General features: G+C 67.8%; 16 protein-coding genes. 10 read left to right on the top strand and 6 right to left on the bottom strand.

Annotated elements, in window-relative coordinates; genetic code table 11:
- Nucleotides 1–15 precede the first annotated feature (15 nt).
- The 4 genes from ABT114_RS07785 (at nucleotide 16) to ABT114_RS07770 (ending at nucleotide 4,512) form a co-directional block, all read left to right on the top strand.
- A complete protein-coding gene (locus ABT114_RS07785) occupies nucleotides 16–1,290 on the top strand; it encodes a cytochrome P450 (RefSeq protein ID WP_351139740.1) in 1,275 nt (424 codons plus the stop codon).
- Nucleotides 1,291–1,468: 178 nt separating this feature from the next.
- Nucleotides 1,469–2,944 (top strand): glycoside hydrolase, encoded by a 1,476-nt coding sequence (locus tag ABT114_RS07780; RefSeq protein ID WP_351139738.1) that lies wholly within the window; start codon nucleotides 1,469–1,471, stop codon nucleotides 2,942–2,944.
- 91 nt (nucleotides 2,945–3,035) lie between these two features.
- Nucleotides 3,036–4,052: an SEC-C domain-containing protein gene (locus ABT114_RS07775; RefSeq protein ID WP_351139735.1), complete on the top strand. Its 1,017-nt coding sequence runs from the start codon at nucleotides 3,036–3,038 to the stop codon at nucleotides 4,050–4,052.
- A gap of 40 nt (nucleotides 4,053–4,092) precedes the next feature.
- Nucleotides 4,093–4,512, top strand: coding sequence for a DUF3592 domain-containing protein (locus ABT114_RS07770; protein ID WP_351139733.1), 420 nt, complete (start codon nucleotides 4,093–4,095; stop codon nucleotides 4,510–4,512).
- 69 nt (nucleotides 4,513–4,581) lie between these two features.
- Here ABT114_RS07770 and ABT114_RS07765 read toward each other — a convergent pair whose 3' ends face one another.
- Nucleotides 4,582–5,133: a YDG/SRA domain-containing protein gene (locus tag ABT114_RS07765; RefSeq protein ID WP_351139731.1), complete on the bottom strand. Its 552-nt coding sequence runs from the start codon at nucleotides 5,131–5,133 to the stop codon at nucleotides 4,582–4,584.
- Nucleotides 5,134–5,308: 175 nt separating this feature from the next.
- Between ABT114_RS07765 and ABT114_RS07760 the strand changes: the two genes are divergently transcribed.
- Nucleotides 5,309–8,452, top strand: coding sequence for a DEAD/DEAH box helicase (locus tag ABT114_RS07760; RefSeq protein ID WP_351140512.1), 3,144 nt, complete (start codon nucleotides 5,309–5,311; stop codon nucleotides 8,450–8,452).
- Between the two features lie 206 nt (nucleotides 8,453–8,658).
- Here ABT114_RS07760 and ABT114_RS07755 read toward each other — a convergent pair whose 3' ends face one another.
- The 3 genes from ABT114_RS07755 to ABT114_RS07745 all read right to left on the bottom strand — a co-directional run bounded on the left by ABT114_RS07755 (nucleotide 8,659) and on the right by ABT114_RS07745 (nucleotide 10,749).
- Nucleotides 8,659–9,375, bottom strand: coding sequence for a SecDF P1 head subdomain-containing protein (locus tag ABT114_RS07755; protein WP_351139729.1), 717 nt, complete (start codon nucleotides 9,373–9,375; stop codon nucleotides 8,659–8,661).
- Nucleotides 9,372–9,923, bottom strand: a complete 552-nt coding sequence (locus ABT114_RS07750) for a SigE family RNA polymerase sigma factor (protein ID WP_351139727.1) — start codon at nucleotides 9,921–9,923, stop codon at nucleotides 9,372–9,374. The genes ABT114_RS07755 and ABT114_RS07750 overlap by 4 nt, the downstream gene beginning before the upstream one ends.
- A gap of 172 nt (nucleotides 9,924–10,095) precedes the next feature.
- Nucleotides 10,096–10,749 carry an ATP-binding protein gene (locus ABT114_RS07745; RefSeq protein WP_502988296.1) on the bottom strand — a complete coding sequence of 218 codons (654 nt, stop codon included), beginning with the start codon at nucleotides 10,747–10,749 and terminating at the stop codon, nucleotides 10,096–10,098.
- 214 nt (nucleotides 10,750–10,963) lie between these two features.
- On the opposite strand from ABT114_RS07745, the gene ABT114_RS07740 reads away from it, so the two are divergent.
- Both ABT114_RS07740 and ABT114_RS07735 read left to right on the top strand, forming a co-directional pair.
- Nucleotides 10,964–11,812 carry a helix-turn-helix domain-containing protein gene (locus ABT114_RS07740; RefSeq protein ID WP_351139723.1) on the top strand — a complete coding sequence of 283 codons (849 nt, stop codon included), beginning with the start codon at nucleotides 10,964–10,966 and terminating at the stop codon, nucleotides 11,810–11,812.
- Nucleotides 11,809–12,015, top strand: coding sequence for a DUF397 domain-containing protein (locus ABT114_RS07735; protein ID WP_351139721.1), 207 nt, complete (start codon nucleotides 11,809–11,811; stop codon nucleotides 12,013–12,015). Before ABT114_RS07740 ends, ABT114_RS07735 begins: the two co-directional genes overlap by 4 nt.
- Nucleotides 12,016–12,102: 87 nt before the next feature.
- On the opposite strand, the gene ABT114_RS07730 is transcribed toward ABT114_RS07735, so the two are convergent.
- On the bottom strand, nucleotides 12,103–12,927 hold the full coding sequence (locus tag ABT114_RS07730) for an alpha/beta fold hydrolase (RefSeq protein ID WP_351139719.1): 825 nt from the start codon (nucleotides 12,925–12,927) through the stop codon (nucleotides 12,103–12,105).
- 220 nt (nucleotides 12,928–13,147) lie between these two features.
- Between ABT114_RS07730 and ABT114_RS07725 the strand changes: the two genes are divergently transcribed.
- Nucleotides 13,148–13,645, top strand: a complete 498-nt coding sequence (locus tag ABT114_RS07725) for a hypothetical protein (RefSeq protein WP_351139717.1) — start codon at nucleotides 13,148–13,150, stop codon at nucleotides 13,643–13,645.
- 124 nt (nucleotides 13,646–13,769) lie between these two features.
- Nucleotides 13,770–14,072 (top strand): hypothetical protein, encoded by a 303-nt coding sequence (locus ABT114_RS07720; protein WP_351139715.1) that lies wholly within the window; start codon nucleotides 13,770–13,772, stop codon nucleotides 14,070–14,072.
- 53 nt (nucleotides 14,073–14,125) lie between these two features.
- Here the strand turns inward: ABT114_RS07720 and ABT114_RS07715 are convergent, their stop codons facing one another.
- Complete coding sequence (locus ABT114_RS07715) at nucleotides 14,126–15,091, bottom strand: GlxA family transcriptional regulator (RefSeq protein WP_351139713.1); 966 nt, start codon at nucleotides 15,089–15,091, stop codon at nucleotides 14,126–14,128.
- A gap of 175 nt (nucleotides 15,092–15,266) precedes the next feature.
- Here ABT114_RS07715 and ABT114_RS07710 point away from each other — a divergent pair, with 175 nt between their 5' ends.
- Entirely contained in the window at nucleotides 15,267–15,716 is a 450-nt protein-coding gene (locus tag ABT114_RS07710) for a hypothetical protein (protein ID WP_351139711.1), read from the top strand.
- The last annotated feature ends 19 nt before the right edge of the window (nucleotides 15,717–15,735 follow it).

Below are 15,735 nucleotides of genomic sequence, written 5' to 3'. Positions count from 1 at the left end.
AGGGAGTGGTGTGAAATGACCTTCTGCTCTGACTCCGCCTCGGCCTCTGCCTCCGACGCCGCCTCCGCCTCCCTCTCCGCCTCCATCACGCCTCCCCCGCCCGTGAGGTTCTGGCCCGTCGACGACCTGCCCGCCCTCGACCCCGATCCGTTCCTGGACGAGGTCCTGCGCGACGAGCCGGTCACCCGGATCGAGCTGCCGCACGGCGACGGACACGCGTGGCTGGTCACCCGCTACGAGGACGTCCGCTTCGTCGCCTCCGACTCGCGCTTCTCCCGCGCCGCGCTCGTCGGCCGTTCCGTGACCACCATGCGGCCGACTCCGGTGGCGTCACAGACGGCCGGACTGCAGTACATCGACCCGCCCCGGCACACCCTGCTGCGCAGGGTCGTAGCCCGGGCGTTCACCGGCAAGAGCATGATGCGGCTGCGCCCGATGGCGGAGCGCACCGCCGCGGAACTGCTCGGCGGGATGGAACGCGCCGGAGCCCCGGCCGACCTCATGCAGCACCTGCACGGCCCCTTCCCGATCGCCGTGATCCGCGACTTCCTCGGGGTCGACGAAAGCGACTGGCACCGCTGGGCCCAGGCCGGCGAGGCCCTCCTGTCCGCGGGACCGGACGCCGGCGAGCGCGGCGCAACGGCCCGGAACACGACGCGCGCCTGCGTCATCGACCTTCTCGAGCGCCGCCGCGACGACCCCCGTGACGATCTGGCCGGCGTGCTGGCGCAGGCCGCCGCGACGGGTGAGATCACGGACGACGAGGCGATCTCCCTCGCCATGGCCATCCAGGTCAGCGGGGGCCACGCCGTGCGCAACAACAGCGGCTCCATGATGTACACGCTGCTCACCCACCCCGAGCAGCTCGACCGGCTGCGCCGCGAACCCGAACTGCTCCCGAAGGCCGTCGACGAGCTCTTCCGCTACGTCCCCCACCGCAACGGCGTCGGCATCCCCCGCATCGCCACCGAGGACGTGGAGATCGACGGTCACGTGATCAGCGCGGGCGACGTGATCTACTGCGCCTACGTCGCCGCCAACCGCGACCCCGCCGTCTTCCCGGACCCCGACGCCCTGGACTTCGACCGCGCCGACGTCTCCCACCTCGCCTTCGGGCACGGCCCGCACCACTGCCTGGCCGCCATCATGGCCCGTATGGAGGCCGAGGTGATGATCAGCTCGGTGCTGGACCGCTTCCCCGGTATCCGGCTCGCCGTCCCCGCCGACGAGGTGGAATTCCAGCGCCAGGGGCTGATCCGCGGCCCGAGGACGCTGCCCGTCACCTGGTAGCGGCTTCCACCACCGTCCTCCCCGGCTTTCTCCAGTGGTTTGAGAAAGGGCTGTAAGAAACGCTGTCAGAACCCTCGACAACCCCACGCGGCACACCCGATGCTTCCTGATGCCATGAACGGGACGGGCAACAACGCCGGTTCGACGACGACCGGCCGTTGATGGAATCGGAGAAGCCATGATCCGACGCAGAACCCTGCTGGCCGCTGCAGGGGCCGGAGTCCTCGGCAGTACCCTGGCGACGGGCACCGCCCGCGCCGACGCGACGATCGCCGTCAACCCGGCAGTGGGCTACGGCACTTGGGAAGGCTGGGGCACCTCGCTGGCCTGGTGGGCCAACGTCTTCGGCGCCCGGGACGACTTCGCCGACGCCTTCTTCACCACCAAGTCCGTGACGTACAACGGCACGACGCTCCCCGGCCTGGGCCTCAGCATCGCCCGCTACAACCTGGGCGCGTGCAGCTGGAACACCGTCAACGGCGAAAGCATGGTGGCCTCCGCCAACATCCCCGCCTTCAAGCAGATCGAGGGCTACTGGCAGGACTGGAACAACGAGGACCCGACGTCCTCCGCCTGGGACTGGACGGCGGACGCGACCCAGCGCGCGATGCTGGTGAAGGCGACCGCCCGGGGCGCGACGACCGAGCTGTTCGCGAACTCCCCGATGTGGTGGATGTGCCTGAACCACAACCCCTCCGGCGCCTCGGGCGGCGGCAACAACCTCCAGTCCTGGAACTACCGCCAGCACGCCTCCCACCTGGCGGCCGTCGCCCTGTACGCCAAGAACAACTGGGGCGTGAACTTCGCGACGGTCGACGCCTTCAACGAGCCGAGTTCCAGCTGGTGGACGGCGACGGGCACGCAGGAGGGCTGCCACATGGACTCGACCGTCCAGGCCGCCGTACTCCCGTACCTGCGCAGCGAGTTGGACAAGCGCGGCCTGACGGGCACGAAGATCTCGGCCTCGGACGAGACGAGCTACGACCTGGCCCGCACGACCTGGAACTCCTTCAGCTCGACCACGAAGGGGTACGTGAACCGGGTCAACGTCCACGGCTACCAGGGCTCGGGCGGCCGTCGCGACCTCCTCTACACGGACGTCGTGACCACGTCCGGCAAGGCGCTGTGGAACTCGGAGACCGGCGACAGCGACGGCACCGGCATGACCATGGCCAGCAACCTGCTCTACGACTTCTGCTGGCTGCACCCGACCGCGTGGGTCTACTGGCAGGTCATGGACCCGTCCACGAACTGGGCGATGATCGCGTACGACGCCAACACGCTGGCGGCGGGTGCCGTCACGACGAAGTACTACGTGATGGCCCAGTTCAGCCGCCACATCCGCCCCGGGATGAAGATCATCGACACCGGCGTGAGCTACGCGGCGGCGGGCTACGACGCGACGGCGAAGCGCCTGGTGATCGTGGCTGCCAACACCTCCACGTCGGCCCAGACCCTGACCTTCGACCTGTCCCGCTTCACGGCGGTGACGGGCGGCTCGGGCGGCCTGGTCCCTCGCTGGAACACGCTCACGACCGGCGGCGGCGACCTCTACACGGCCCACTCGGACACGTATCTCTCCGGCAAGACGGTGAGCGTGCCGTTCGCGGCGAAGTCGGTGCAGACGATTCAGGTGGACGGGGTGACGGTGTAAAACCACAGGGACCCGGGCCCCCGACTGATCCCCGGGTCCCTGGCCTGCAGATATCTCACTCTTTGCCCGGGCCGGCAGTACGGTGTCAACCATGCGCCCCGACACGCCTGCCGAGAACGTCGACCACACCACCGAAGCGGCACGCCTGGAGCGGACCGCCGGCCTGTATCCCGAGGACGCGGAGGCCCTGCTGCTGCAGGCCGCGGCCCACCTGGAACTGGCCGGCGACCGCTCCGCCGCGTCCACCCTCTACGACCGCCTGCTGAGCTCTCCCGAGACCTTGGACACCCCCCACCTGGTGCGGGCCCTGAAGGCCTCGAACCTCTGGGAGTACGGCCACGAGGCGGAGGCGCGAGCCATCATCGACGGCATCCGCACCGCGTCCCCGCGCGACCCCGCCCCCTGGGTGATCGTGGCGGAGTCCCTGGAGTCCCACGACGAGCTGGAGGCGGCGCAGGAGACGTTCACGGAGGGGGTGACCCTCCTCCTGACGGATGTGACAGATCCGCCGTATTCGTCACACCCCCTGCTCTTCGGCCGCCACCGCGTGCGCCGCATGCTGGGCCTGCCCCACGACGACTGGGACACCCTGGCGGACACGCTCCACTCCTCCCCGGTCTCCCTGGACGAACTCCACGACCCGAAGCGGGTCTGGTCCCTGGGCTCCGACAACCCCGCTGAACTGGCGGCGGAGATCTCCCGACTCCGGGCCGAGCTGGGCACGTACCGGGAGGCGCTGTCCCGTCCGTTCCCGGTGGCGGTACTGCACTGGCCGACGGGCGAGCTGGCGGAGCTGGCGGCCGCGTATCCCTCCTTGGCGGAGGAGTACCCCTCCCATGAGCTGCACCTCGCGACGATAGAGGCGTCCCTGCGCGAACTGGCGGCTTCCGGCACCCCGAATCTGGGCATCGTGACGGGGACGGTCCCCTCGTACGAGGCCTTCGCAGCATCGGAGGGAACGTCACCGGGGGATTCCGACTTGCTGCCGCAGTACGCGACGACGCTGGCGGCACGCGGGCGGGCGGTGGCTTGGCCGCCGCAGAGGGGGAGCGGGTGCTGGTGTGGGTCGGAGCGGGCTTATGGGGAGTGCCACGGCGTGGGGGCGTAACAGCACCTGACTTCAGGAGCGCCGACGGGGGGAGGCGGACATGTCCCAGCCATGGCTGACGTTCGCCCTCCTCTTCGCCGCCGGGTGGCTGGCCTACGGCCTCCGCGTCGTCCGCCGCGGCCTCCGTGAGCGCAGGGGCGTACGGCTGCTCGGCGTGCGGGGCTCCCGCACAGAGGGCGAGGTCGTCCGCGGGCCACGCCACGAGGGCCCGACCTTCCACCCCGCCCAGATCCGCTACCAGGCGGGCCCGAGGAACCAGACCTACCGCCGCGCTCCCCTCAACGCGGAACTGCACTCCCTGTGGATGGGCTACGAGGTGGTGGCACGGTACGACCCGGAGGACCCCCGCCGAGTGGTCGTGGAGCGCACACAGCAGACGTTCAACCCCGGGACGTACGTGGTGAACGGGGTGCTGCTCTGTTTGTTCGGGGTGGGGTTGGCGGTGTGGGCGCTGGTCTGAGGAATCCAGGGCCCGAGCCCACGAGAGGCGACGGCCCGGAGCGAAGGCTTCGACCCGCCAGGACAATGCTCACGTGTCAGATGGCGTTCCGCCCTCCCCTCCCGTCTGACCCTGAAGGGCATCTGGCAGCCGCTCCAGATCCGCCTGACAGATCTCGATCGCCGAGCCGTCAGGCGCAGGTGACTTAGAGACGGCTGTACGTATAGCCGTGATCTTGTACAAGCCGTCATAGCGGTAGTCATCCGGGAGCGAGTAGAGCGGATCGCCCCCGTAGCCGCGAATCACCCTAATTGGGTGCTGGCGTTCATAGCTTCGCTTGAGAGCGGCATTGTCCTGATACGACCAAGACTGACTCCGCAGGAGCCTGGTCTTCGTCTCGTCCTTGTCCTTGTCTGGCGACGCACCCGTGTACGTCACCCACGCCCAGTGATCCTCGTCGTCCTCGTATCCGCCGTTCAGCACGATGGCATCCGCGACTTCGCTGCCGTCCTCGTCCACGAGCCAGGAGATGCCCTTCTGGTTGGTGCGATGCAACTTGGCGTGCATCACGTCCAACCGGCGATGGAAGATCGCCCCCACGGCAACACCCTCGATGTGACCGATGACACGTTCGATTCCCATGAGGTCATACTGGACCAAGATCGATCATCAACGTCAAATGAGTATTCAAGACTGACCGGTTGTCGCGCATGGCTCGGCCGGAGATGGCGCTCCCGTCTCGCTGTCGGTGACCTCTGTTACACATGGGTACAGCTGTCTGAGCATCGGGGGAATCAGCGTGACCAAGTCAGCCGAGATGTCACAGCCTGTCGCAGGTCTCTACGAACAGCTCATCACCCTGCGCGTTGAGCAGCAGTTGAACGAGTTGGCCAAGCTCGGGTGGCACCCCGTAAGTGACACGGTGGGCGCCGAGTCCGTTCCGCACATCCTGGCCCGGCACGTCGCCGGGAGTGTGCGGCGCGTGTTGCAGAACCTCAAGCCCGAGGAGCGGGTCTACGCGGCCAACCACATCCTGGAGGCCATCAGCACCCTCGAAGGTGCACAGGAGTGGGTGGACCTCGTTGCCGAGGGCCCTCGCCAACTCCTTGCGCTGACGCGTCAGGAAGCTCCCGGTGTCTTTGCCGTTCGTCCCGCGATACCGCTCTCCGACACGGCGCTCATCACCAACGCCCCCGATGACCCCAGCCTCGGTTTCGAGCTGCGCGCTGAACTCGCTACGGCTGATCGCGTCGACCTGCTCTGCGCCTTCATCAAGTGGCACGGACTGCGCATCATTGAGCAGTCTCTGAAGGCAGCCCATGAACGCAACGTGCCCATACGCGTGATCACCACGACGTACATCGGAGCGACCGAGAGACGGGCCCTGGACCGGTTGGTCAGGGATTTCAACGCCGAGATCAAGGTCAATTACGAGACTCGGACTACACGCCTCCACGCGAAGGCATGGTTGTTCCGCCGCGAGAGCGGTTACGACACGGCCTACGTTGGCAGCTCCAACCTCTCCAAGTCCGCACTGCTCGACGGCCTGGAGTGGAACGTTCGGCTGTCCTCCGTCGCGACGCCTGATGTGCTGCGGAAGTTCGAAGCGACCTTCGAGGCGTATTGGAGTGACCGCTCTTTCGAGACGTACGATCCCGACGCTGATGGAAGCCGCCTGGACGAGGCCTTGGCCATCGCAGGAGGTACCTCTTCGGCGACAGCGATCGAACGCAGAATCACGCTGTCTGGCCTTGATGTACAGCCGTATCCACATCAGCGCGACATGCTGGAGCGGCTGGAGGTCGAGCGGGAGGTACATGACTGCCATCAGAACCTCCTGGTGGCGGCGACTGGCACCGGCAAGACCGTGATGGCTGCCCTCGACTACAAAGCATTGCGTAAGAAGCACGGCCGGGACTTGCGTCTACTCTTCGTCGCCCACCGCAAGGAGATCCTGCAGCAGTCCCTGCGGACATACCAAGATGTATTGAGGGACGCCAACTTCGGTGAACCCCTCCACAGCGGCGAAATCCCGGAGCGCTGGACGCATGTTTTTGCCAGCGTTCAGTCTCTAAACGCCCGGGCGCTGGACCGGCTAGCCTCGGATCACTTCGACGTGATCGTGATCGACGAGTTCCATCACGGAACGTCGCCGACCTATCGAAAAATCCTCGACCACTTCAAGCCGTTGGAGCTGTTGGGTCTGACCGCCACGCCTGAGCGCATGGACGGTAAGAACATCCAGGATGAGTTCTTCGATGGCCGGATCGCCGCCGAGATGCGGCTCTGGGAGGCGTTGGAGAACAACCTGCTCAGTCCGTTCCACTACTTCGGCATCAGCGACAACACCGATCTGACTGCCGTGGAGTGGAAGCGAGGAGCCTACGATGCCGACGGCCTGAACGAGGCCCTGGGCGGCAACGACGACCGCGCGGCACTGATCGTGAAGGCTGTCGTAGAGAAGGTGGCCCAACCGACTGCCATGCGGGCCCTGGGCTTCTGCGTTTCGGTCAAGCACGCGACTTTCATGGCGGAGTACTTCCGCAAGGCCGGCTTCAAGGCTGTGGCTCTGTCCGCGGGAACTCCAGCCGAGGAGCGTAAGCAGGCGCTCGCTGACCTCAAGTCCGGTGCACTACAGGTCATCTTCTCGGTTGACCTCTTCAATGAGGGCCTCGACATCCCTGACGTAGACACCTTGCTTCTACTCCGTCCCACCTCCAGCGCAACGGTCTTCCTCCAGCAACTCGGACGAGGTCTTCGACGCACCGAGGACAAGGCCGTGCTGACCGTTCTGGACTTCATCGGACAGCACCGCAAGGAGTTCCGATTCGAGAATCAGTTCCGGGCCCTAACCAACCTGACCCGCAAGAGGCTCCTGCACGGCGTCGAGCACGGCTTCCCGCACCTGCCGTCCGGCTGCGAAATCATCCTGGAGGAGAAGGCCAGGAAGACCATCATCGCCAACATCAAGGCACAGCTAAACGTCAACGTCACGGTGCTGACCCGAGAAGTAGCCGACTACGCCGAGCCGCAACTCAGCCGCTACCTCTACGAGAGCGGACGCGACCTCAAAGAGCTCTACCGAGGCAATGGCAACTCGTGGACCGGCCTCCTGCGCCGATCTGGCCTCTTGACGAGCGCTGCGCCCACGGGCGAGGACGCACTACTCAAACGCGTCCCCGCCTTCCTGCATGTGGATGATCCGCTGCGGGTGGCGGCGTACACACGCATGTTGGAAGACGACGCCCCTGCCTACGCCGATCTCGACGATCAGGGACAGGCCTACGCCCGCATGCTCTTCTTCCAGCTGTGGCCGCTGGGCGGCATAACTCGCAAGGGCTTCGCCAGCTACGATGCCGGGTTCAAGACCTTGCTCAACCAGCACGCCTTCCGTAGTGAACTGCGCCAAGTGCTGGCCTACAACCTTGCCCACACCGAGCATGTGCCCATCCCGCTTGTGGGGATTGGGGGGCCAGATGGCGTCCCCCTCACCGTTCACGCCTCATACAGCCGTGAAGAAATCCTGCCTGCCCTCGGTGAGTCCTACGTCGGCGGTTTCATGCCGGGCGACTTCCGCGAGGGCGTGCGGTGGTGTGAGTCGTTCAAGACCGATGCGCTCTGCATCACGCTAGAGAAGGACGAGAAGGACTTCTCACCACAAACCCGCTACCACGACTATGCACGGAGCGAGACTCTCTTCCATTGGGAGTCTCAAAACCAGACTTCGGAAACTTCCCGCACGGGTCTGCGCTATCAGCATCATGTCGCGGAAGGCAGTCACGTCCTGCTCTTCGTACGCCGTTACAAGAACAACGACATCGGCGGCCCCCAGCCGTGGATGCTCTTGGGACCGGCGACGTTCGTCGAGCACACAGGCAGCAAGCCAATGGCCATCACGTGGCAGCTGGAACATGCACTGCCGGCCGATGTCTGGACATACGCAGCTATCACCGCAGGCTGAGCAATCGTCAAGAGTTGTGGTTGCGGGCTCCCGGGGTGGATCCGGTGATCTCTGCTGCTGCGACTCCTGTTTCCTCGCGCACGTCCGCGTCTGGGTGGTTGAGGAACGGCTCGATCAGCGGGCTGGCCTGCGGGTCGTGCGTGGCGGGGGAGTCCGGGGATGTGTGAATTGCACCGGCTATCAGTGCAGGTCACAGCGTATGCGGGTCACCTGCCGGTATCCAGCCGGAGGGCGAGGTCGTGGGCGGTGGCGCTGGTGAGGTCCCCGACGTAGGCCCCAACGATTTCGAGACGGCCGCCGGTGATCGAGGAGGTCACGGCGGGCATGCCCCAGAGCTTGCCGTCGATGACGATGGCGAATTCGTTGCGCGGGGACGGGGCCGCTGCGATGGAACCGGTGAGGGCGGCGAAACGGGTCCGGTCGGCGGGGCTGAGGGTCACCTCGACCTGCCAGGTGCCGTCAATGGTGCTCTTGCCGGCCTTCGCGGAGGCGACACGGACGTCGGTCATGCCCCTGGACCGGTCGGCGTGGACGCAGAACGCCGGGTTGGTCGCGGCCGCGGGCACGGTGTAGCCCCCGCTGCCACGGGTGCAGGCGTGCTCCGTGGACGAGGTGACCGGCAGGATGGAGATCAGTGCCGCCTTCCCGGTGTTCCCCTTGCCCCCTGCGGCGGGCTGGACCACGTGCGCGTGCTGGGTCGCGCCGTCCGCGACGGCCACCCACGCGGTGGCGACCACGGCGGCGGCCGCGATGCCGACCGCGGCGCGGACCAGCCGCTGCCGCCGCCGGGCGACCCGCAGTGCGCCGTCGGCCAGACCGACCAGATAGGGACCGGTGGCATTGCCGCCGCTCTCCCGGACATGGTCGTGCAAGGCATCGTGCAGCAACGTTTCGTGCAGCGGGTGTTCGGTCGAGTCGTTCATGCGATGACGCCCCTTCCGGAGGCGGTGGAGGAGGAGGAGGCCGACGGCCCTGCCTCGGCCAAGGCGGTGCGGAGGGAGGCGAGGGCCTTGTGGGTCTGGCTGCGGACCGTCCCCTGGGCGACGCCCAGAATCGCGGCGATCTCGGTGTCCGGCCGGTCCTCGAAGTAGCGCAGCACGATCACCGCGCGCTGGCGCTTGGGCAGCCGCCTCAGCGCGGCCATGATGTCCTGCCGCTGGACCACGGTGTCGGCCCAGTCGGCGACCTGCGCGGACGGCTGGTCCGGCAGGGTGGCGGTGACCGTCTCCCGCCCCCAGCTGAGCAGTCGGAAGCGGTCCACCTGGGCGTGGTAGATCGCCCGGCGCACATAGATCTCCGGCTGCTGCCGGTCGCGCAGCTGCGACCAACGCCGAGCGGTGGAGGCAAGCGCGGTCTGGAGCAGGTCGCGGCCCTGCTCCCAGTCCCCGGTCAGCAGGTAGGCCGTGTGCAGCAGCGATTTCGACCGCGCCGCCACGAACTCGCGGAACTGGCGTTCCTCGTCGGCGTTCATTGTGCCCTCCCTCGTTCCCTGTAAAGACGGGTACGGAAGGGGGTTCGACTGCCTTGCCGGTCAGACTTTCTCGACCATGACTCTGCCGGGCTCCTCGGGCGGAACGTCGTGGCGGTTCATGCGGCGTCCAACCCGAGACCGATCCACAAGTCATGAGCATTGCTCCCGCAGGCTAATTCCCCAGGACCCCGGCGTCTGCGACCTCCGCCTCGAAGTGGATCTGCGCCCGATCAAGTGCCGTATCCGCGTCGCACCCATGCGCTCTGAGCCAATGAAGCAGGTCGGCGATCATGTCGATCGCCGCCACCTCCGCGACGGCCAGGCCGAGGGTGCGGGATGCCGTTGCCCGCGGGAGCGACTCCGTTCCGTTCCCGTACAGGCGGAGCATCGCCTCAACTCGTGTCACCCGGGCACCCCCGCAGTGTCCGTTTGGTGAGGCCAGCCCCGTCGGCAGTTCGCACCACGTCACTTTCCGGTCAGCGTGGAGCTGGACGCCCCAGCGGACGGCGACCGCATCGACGAGTGCCATGCCTCGCCCGGCCTCGGAGTCGGCGCTCGCGTCGAGGAGGGTGGGTAGGGCGCGCGTATCGGGGTCGTGGACTTCGATGCGCAGATGCACTCCGTTCATGGAAACCGCGAGCGTGGCCGGCGTGCCGGGGCCGACGTGCGTGATGACGTTGGACGCCAACTCACTGACACAGAGCTGGGCTTCGTCGGTGACTTCGTGCAAGCCCCAAATGCCCAGATGCAGCCGCATGGCCCGACGCAGGGCGGCCACCTCCGTCGGCTCGGCCGTGAAGGGAAGGTCCCACGGTTTGCGCGTCATGCACGCTTCCAGCCCCACGAAAACCCCTCTCGTCGCAGTGAAACCCCATGAGCCACGCAGCGTCACGGGGGATCACGATGAGTTGCGTCGCTATCAGAGTGTGGCCGGCGTATCCCTTCGTGCAATGTGCACAGCGAGATTCCCACTTCCGAGTGATTGGCAAGCACACCCCTTGGCGCGAGACTGAACGCCCGCTATCCGAAACGGGGTTGATATGGCCGGCTCGCCGACTGCACGCCGTCGTCGCCTTTCGATCGAGCTGAAGAAGCTCCGGGAGCAAAGCGCGCTGACCTGCGCGCAGGTCGGCCAGGCGCTCGACTGGAGCGGCTCCAAGGTCAACCGGATGGAGACGGGCAGCGGCAGGGTCCAGCCGTCGGACATCGATGCCCTGTGTCGCTTCTACGACACCAGTGATGAACTGCGCGAGTTCCTCATGGGGCTCGCACGGCAGGCGAAAATGCGTGGCTGGTGGCAGGTCCACGGCGCCGGCGTGCCCGAGTGGTTCAACATCTACATCGGCCTGGAGCAGGATGCGTCCACGTTCCGTCAATACCAGTGTGAGCTGGTGCCCGGCCTCATGCAGACCGAGGCGTACACCTGCGAGCTCCACAAGACCGGCGGGCACCTGTCCCCCGAGGACATCGGCAGGGCAGTACGCGTACGCATGGAGCGCCAAGCCATGCTGCGGCAGGCCGACGCCCCCGACACCTGGTTCGTCGTGAACGAGGGCGCCCTGCGCAACGTCATCGGGGATCGTGCATTGATGCGCGAGCAGCTCGAACGCGTCCTGGACGACACGGACTTGCCTTCGGTGACCCTGCAGATCCTTCCATTCGACTCAGGCACCTATCCGGCGACGGGCTCCTTCACCATGCTGGGATTCCCTGCTCAGGAGGATCCTGACCTCGTGTACCGGGACGGCATCACCGACGCCGTTTATCTCGAGGGAGAGCATCATGTTCGTGAGTACACAAAGGCGTTCGACGGCCTGAGGGCCGCAGCCCTGAGTCCTCAACGTTCCATCCAGTTGATCAAGTCGGTGTTGAAGGAATACGCAAGGTGAGCATTGCGGAGTCCGGCGGACCCAGCCGTCCGGTGTGGTTCACGTCGTCGTACAGCAACGGTGCCGGCGGGGAGTGCGTCGAGTGCGCTCTGACCGGTGACGGTGCCCTTGTGCGCGACTCGAAGATGGAGGGGAAGTCGGTGATCACCGTTGGAGGCGATGCTTGGCGCTGCTTCGTGGAGACGCTGCGGCGCGGGCAGTAGGCGCCTCCCCCGCGAAGGTGACCATCACGGTCGCTGAGCGTCCGGTGACCTGGAGACACCAATGAACCAAGCCCAGCCCCGTGCGGCTCAGTTGCTGCGCCTGCGCGCCTGGAGCCGTTCCTTCAGGAACGGCTCGATCGCCTCGTAGACGGCGTCCGGCCGGTCCAGGTGGACGTCATGGCCCGCGTTCGGGATGACTGCGACGTCTGTCCGCATGGCCGCCGCCTCGGACTGGGGCATCGTTCCGTTCTCGCCCCGGATGACCAGGGTGGGACACGTGATCCGCGCCCACTCCCCCCAGTAGTCCTCCGTCGCCAGCTCCGCCACCGCCGCGATCATCGTGTCGCGGTCCACCCGCCGGTGCCCGCCGTCCTCCCGCCAGTCCAGGCCCCTTGCCCATGCCTCGTGGCCCAGGAATGCCGTGGCGTCGGCGAAGGACTTGAAGGGAGTTGGCCAGCTGTCCAGCCATCCCGCTATCTGGGCGGGGAGGCCCGGGTTGGGGCCGGCCGGGCCCGCCTCCACCAGGATCAGGGAGTCGACCAGGGGCGGGTGGGCCGCCGCCGTGAGCAGGGCGGTCAGGCCGCCCAGGGACTGGCCCACCAGGATCGCCGGAGACAGGGACAGGTGGTCGATCAGGGTTACGGCGTCCTGTACCGCCGCCGCTCTCGTCATGTCCCGCGGGCGGCGCGTGCTCTCGCCGTGGCCTCGGGCGTCGTATCTCACCACTGGGTGACCGTCCGCGAGGAGACGGGGGGTCAGGTCGTCCCATTCGGCCATGTGGCCTGCCAGGCCGTGGAGGAGGAGGACCGGGCGGGGGCGGATTGTCCGGCTCTCTTCTGGGTGCGGTGGGGTGTGGGCGAGGTAGGCGATGCGGGTGCCGTCGGGGGTGGTGAGGTGGGCGGGGTGCGTCAACTCGTCGATCCCTTGAGGCGTTTGTGGGCGGGGCCGGGATGTGTGTGCCGCCAGCTTCTCCCCCTTCTCCCGGTCGCCGCCAGGCCATTTCGGCGCGCGGCAGCGGGCTGGGCGCGGACTGTGACGCTGCTGTTGCCGGAATTGTGGGCTCCGCCACAGGCGGGCCGGGATCATCGTGTTCAACTCGGCGGATTCGTCGATCGATCTGCCGGGGGCCGCTATGTGGTTGCTGAACCTGCTGTTCATCGTGATCGCGGCCGTCATCGTTTTCGGTCTGGTCGGGTACGGCTGCGGCGTCCTGGCCCGGCACGGCGTGCGGCGCGCCGGGCCGACCGTGGCACTCCGCGCGCTCGGCGCCCTCTCGGGCGCTGTCGCCGTCGGCGTGTACGCGTTGGGGCTGCTCGGCGTCGTCGGTGCGCTCCTGGCGGCGGAGGACGGGGGTGCCGACTCGGCACCGGTGCAGTCCTGCCGTACGTCGGGGTGGTTGGGGCGGCACGAGAGAGGGATCGACATCGTCGACTACTCCGTGAGTTACGTCCCCCTGCGGTTCGTGTGCGAGACGAGTGACGGCGGAAGCTACGACAACGGTGACGTCCCCGGCTACGTCAATCCCGTTGCCCTGGGCTTCGCCCTGGCCGGCGCCGGATGTGCCCTCTCCGCGGGCTACGTGAGCGAACGCCGCGCCAGGAACGAGGCCCAGACTCGGCAAGAAGCCTGAGGCCTGAGGCCTGAGCGCGATCAGCAGAACCGGGGCAAAGGGGCAAACTTGACAGGAACCGGCTCAAGTTTGGGGGACGGCTCCGCCCGAGAGTTAGCCTCGGGTGATCAATGAGGAGGTAGTCATGGCGAAGGTTCCCAGCGCAGTGGTCGCCGCGAGTGGGCTCGTCGGCGGGTACGGCGTGGCCCGGTGGACCAAGAAGCGGCAGCTCGGCGGGGCCGTACTGGCCGCGGCCGGGGTCGCGGCCGCCCGGCAGTGGCGGGATCAGGCCGGCGGGAAGGCCGCGGGGGCGCTGACCGCCGCGTACGTCGCCGCCTTCGCCGGGTCCCACCCGCTGGCCAAGAAGGTGGGCGCCTGGCCCGCCGTCTTCGGGGTGGCAGGGGCCGTTGCCCTGGCCTCCTGGGCCGTCGCCGACCGCCAGCAGTAGGAACAACTCCAGGAACAGCGGCAGCCCGGCACGTCGCAGACAGCTCGCGCGGTCTACGACGTCCGGGACGGCTCCTGCGCCGATCTGAACGCCCTCCGGTACCCCAGCGGGCTGGTCCCCACCACCCGCCGGAACCGTTCCCGGAAGGCCGTCGGCGAGCCGAAGCCCGCCTGGGCGGCGATCCGCTCGACCGGGTAGGCGGTCGTCTCCAGCAGGTGCTGTGCGCGCCGCACCCGCGCCCGGTGCAGCCACTGCAGCGGCGTCGTGCCGGTCTGTTCGCGGAAGCGGCGGTTGAGGGTGCGGGTGCTCATGCCGGCGTGGGTCGCGATGTCGTCCAGGGTGAGGTCGCGGTCGCAGTGGTCCGCCAGCCACCGCAGCACCGGCTCCAGGGTCGCGCCCGCCGGGGCGGGAGGCTGGTCCTGGACGATGAACTGGGCCTGGCCGCCCTCCCGTTCCAGCGGCATGACGCACATGCGGGAGGCCTGCGCGGCGACGGCCGAGCCGTAGTCCCTGCGGATCATGTGCAGGCACATGTCCATGGCCGCGGCCGCGCCCGCCGAGGTGAGGAACTGGCCGTTGTCGACGTAGAGGACGTTGGGGTCGACCGTCACCTTCGGGTACCGCTCGGCCAGGTCGCGCGCCGCGATCCAGTGGGTCGTCGCGCGCAGGCCGTCCAGCAGGCCCGTGGCGGCGAAGAGGAAGGCGCCGACGCAGATCGAGGCGATGCGCGTGCCGTTCGCCGCGGCCGCGCACAGGGCCTCCGCGACGCCCGGCGGCAGCTGGTCCGGCGGCTCCTCCACGCCGGGCAGGACGATCGTGTCCGCCTCGGCCAGCGCCTCGAGGCCGTACGGCGCCCGCACCGTGAACGCCCCCGCGCTCACCTCTTCGGACACCGAGCAGACCCGCACCCGGTACGCCTCCCGGCCGTCCGGCAGCCGGGCCCAGCCGAAGGCGTCGATCGGGGCGGAGAGGTCGAACGGGATGACCCCGTCCAGTGCCAGTACGGCCACGGTGTGCATGGCAAGAGCGTACGGGTACGACGGATTACAGCCAACCGGGCCCACCCGTGGCCACGCACAGCCCGTCGCGCAAGCCAGTCGCGTCGGCGCCCTACAGCAGCTCCTGGCGAGAATCCGTCGCCCTCTGGCACTCCTGCCACTTCTGCAAGATCCGCGCGCCGCCTACCGTCGGCCCGTGACCAAGTTCCTCCTCGCCGTCCACGTCCTCGCCGCGATCGTCGCGATCGGGCCCGTCACCGTCGCTACCAGCATGTTCCCGCCCGCCGCCAGGCGCGCCCTGGCCGAGCCCGACGACGCCCGGGCGACCGGGACCGTACAGCTGCTGCACCGCATCTGCCGGGTGTACGCCGTCATCGGCGTCGTCGTCCCCGTCTTCGGGTTCGCGACGGCGAGCAACATGGGCGTGCTGGGTGACGCCTGGCTGATCGTGTCCATCGCGCTGACCGCGCTGGCGGCGCTCGTCCTCGCCGCGCTGGTGCTGCCCCGGCAGGAAGCGCTCGCCGAGGGGCGGGGGACGCGTGAGGCGACCGTACGGCTGGCCATGTTCACCGGGATATTCAACCTGCTGTGGGCCACGGTGACGGTCCTGATGATCGTCCGGCCGGGGTCTACGACCGGGGCGTAGTCGTAGTCGTAGCGGTCGC

This window comes from Streptomyces sp. NPDC002088, assembly GCF_040296605.1.
GTDB lineage: Bacteria > Actinomycetota > Actinomycetes > Streptomycetales > Streptomycetaceae > Streptomyces.
The sequence above is the reverse complement of the archived record's forward strand: the minus strand, read 5'-3'. Positions and strand labels throughout refer to the sequence as shown.

Coding starts and splice junctions, on each gene's coding strand:
- ABT114_RS07785 (WP_351139740.1), top strand. CDS start 16: ATGACCTTCTGCTCTGACTCCGCCTCGGCCTCTGCCTCCGACGCCGCC.
- ABT114_RS07780 (WP_351139738.1), top strand. CDS start 1,469: ATGATCCGACGCAGAACCCTGCTGGCCGCTGCAGGGGCCGGAGTCCTC.
- ABT114_RS07775 (WP_351139735.1), top strand. CDS start 3,036: ATGCGCCCCGACACGCCTGCCGAGAACGTCGACCACACCACCGAAGCG.
- ABT114_RS07770 (WP_351139733.1), top strand. CDS start 4,093: ATGTCCCAGCCATGGCTGACGTTCGCCCTCCTCTTCGCCGCCGGGTGG.
- ABT114_RS07765 (WP_351139731.1), bottom strand. CDS start 5,133: ATGGGAATCGAACGTGTCATCGGTCACATCGAGGGTGTTGCCGTGGGG.
- ABT114_RS07760 (WP_351140512.1), top strand. CDS start 5,309: ATGTCACAGCCTGTCGCAGGTCTCTACGAACAGCTCATCACCCTGCGC.
- ABT114_RS07755 (WP_351139729.1), bottom strand. CDS start 9,375: ATGAACGACTCGACCGAACACCCGCTGCACGAAACGTTGCTGCACGAT.
- ABT114_RS07750 (WP_351139727.1), bottom strand. CDS start 9,923: ATGAACGCCGACGAGGAACGCCAGTTCCGCGAGTTCGTGGCGGCGCGG.
- ABT114_RS07745 (WP_502988296.1), bottom strand. CDS start 10,749: ATGACGCGCAAACCGTGGGACCTTCCCTTCACGGCCGAGCCGACGGAG.
- ABT114_RS07740 (WP_351139723.1), top strand. CDS start 10,964: ATGGCCGGCTCGCCGACTGCACGCCGTCGTCGCCTTTCGATCGAGCTG.
- ABT114_RS07725 (WP_351139717.1), top strand. CDS start 13,148: ATGTGGTTGCTGAACCTGCTGTTCATCGTGATCGCGGCCGTCATCGTT.
- ABT114_RS07720 (WP_351139715.1), top strand. CDS start 13,770: ATGGCGAAGGTTCCCAGCGCAGTGGTCGCCGCGAGTGGGCTCGTCGGC.
- ABT114_RS07715 (WP_351139713.1), bottom strand. CDS start 15,091: ATGCACACCGTGGCCGTACTGGCACTGGACGGGGTCATCCCGTTCGAC.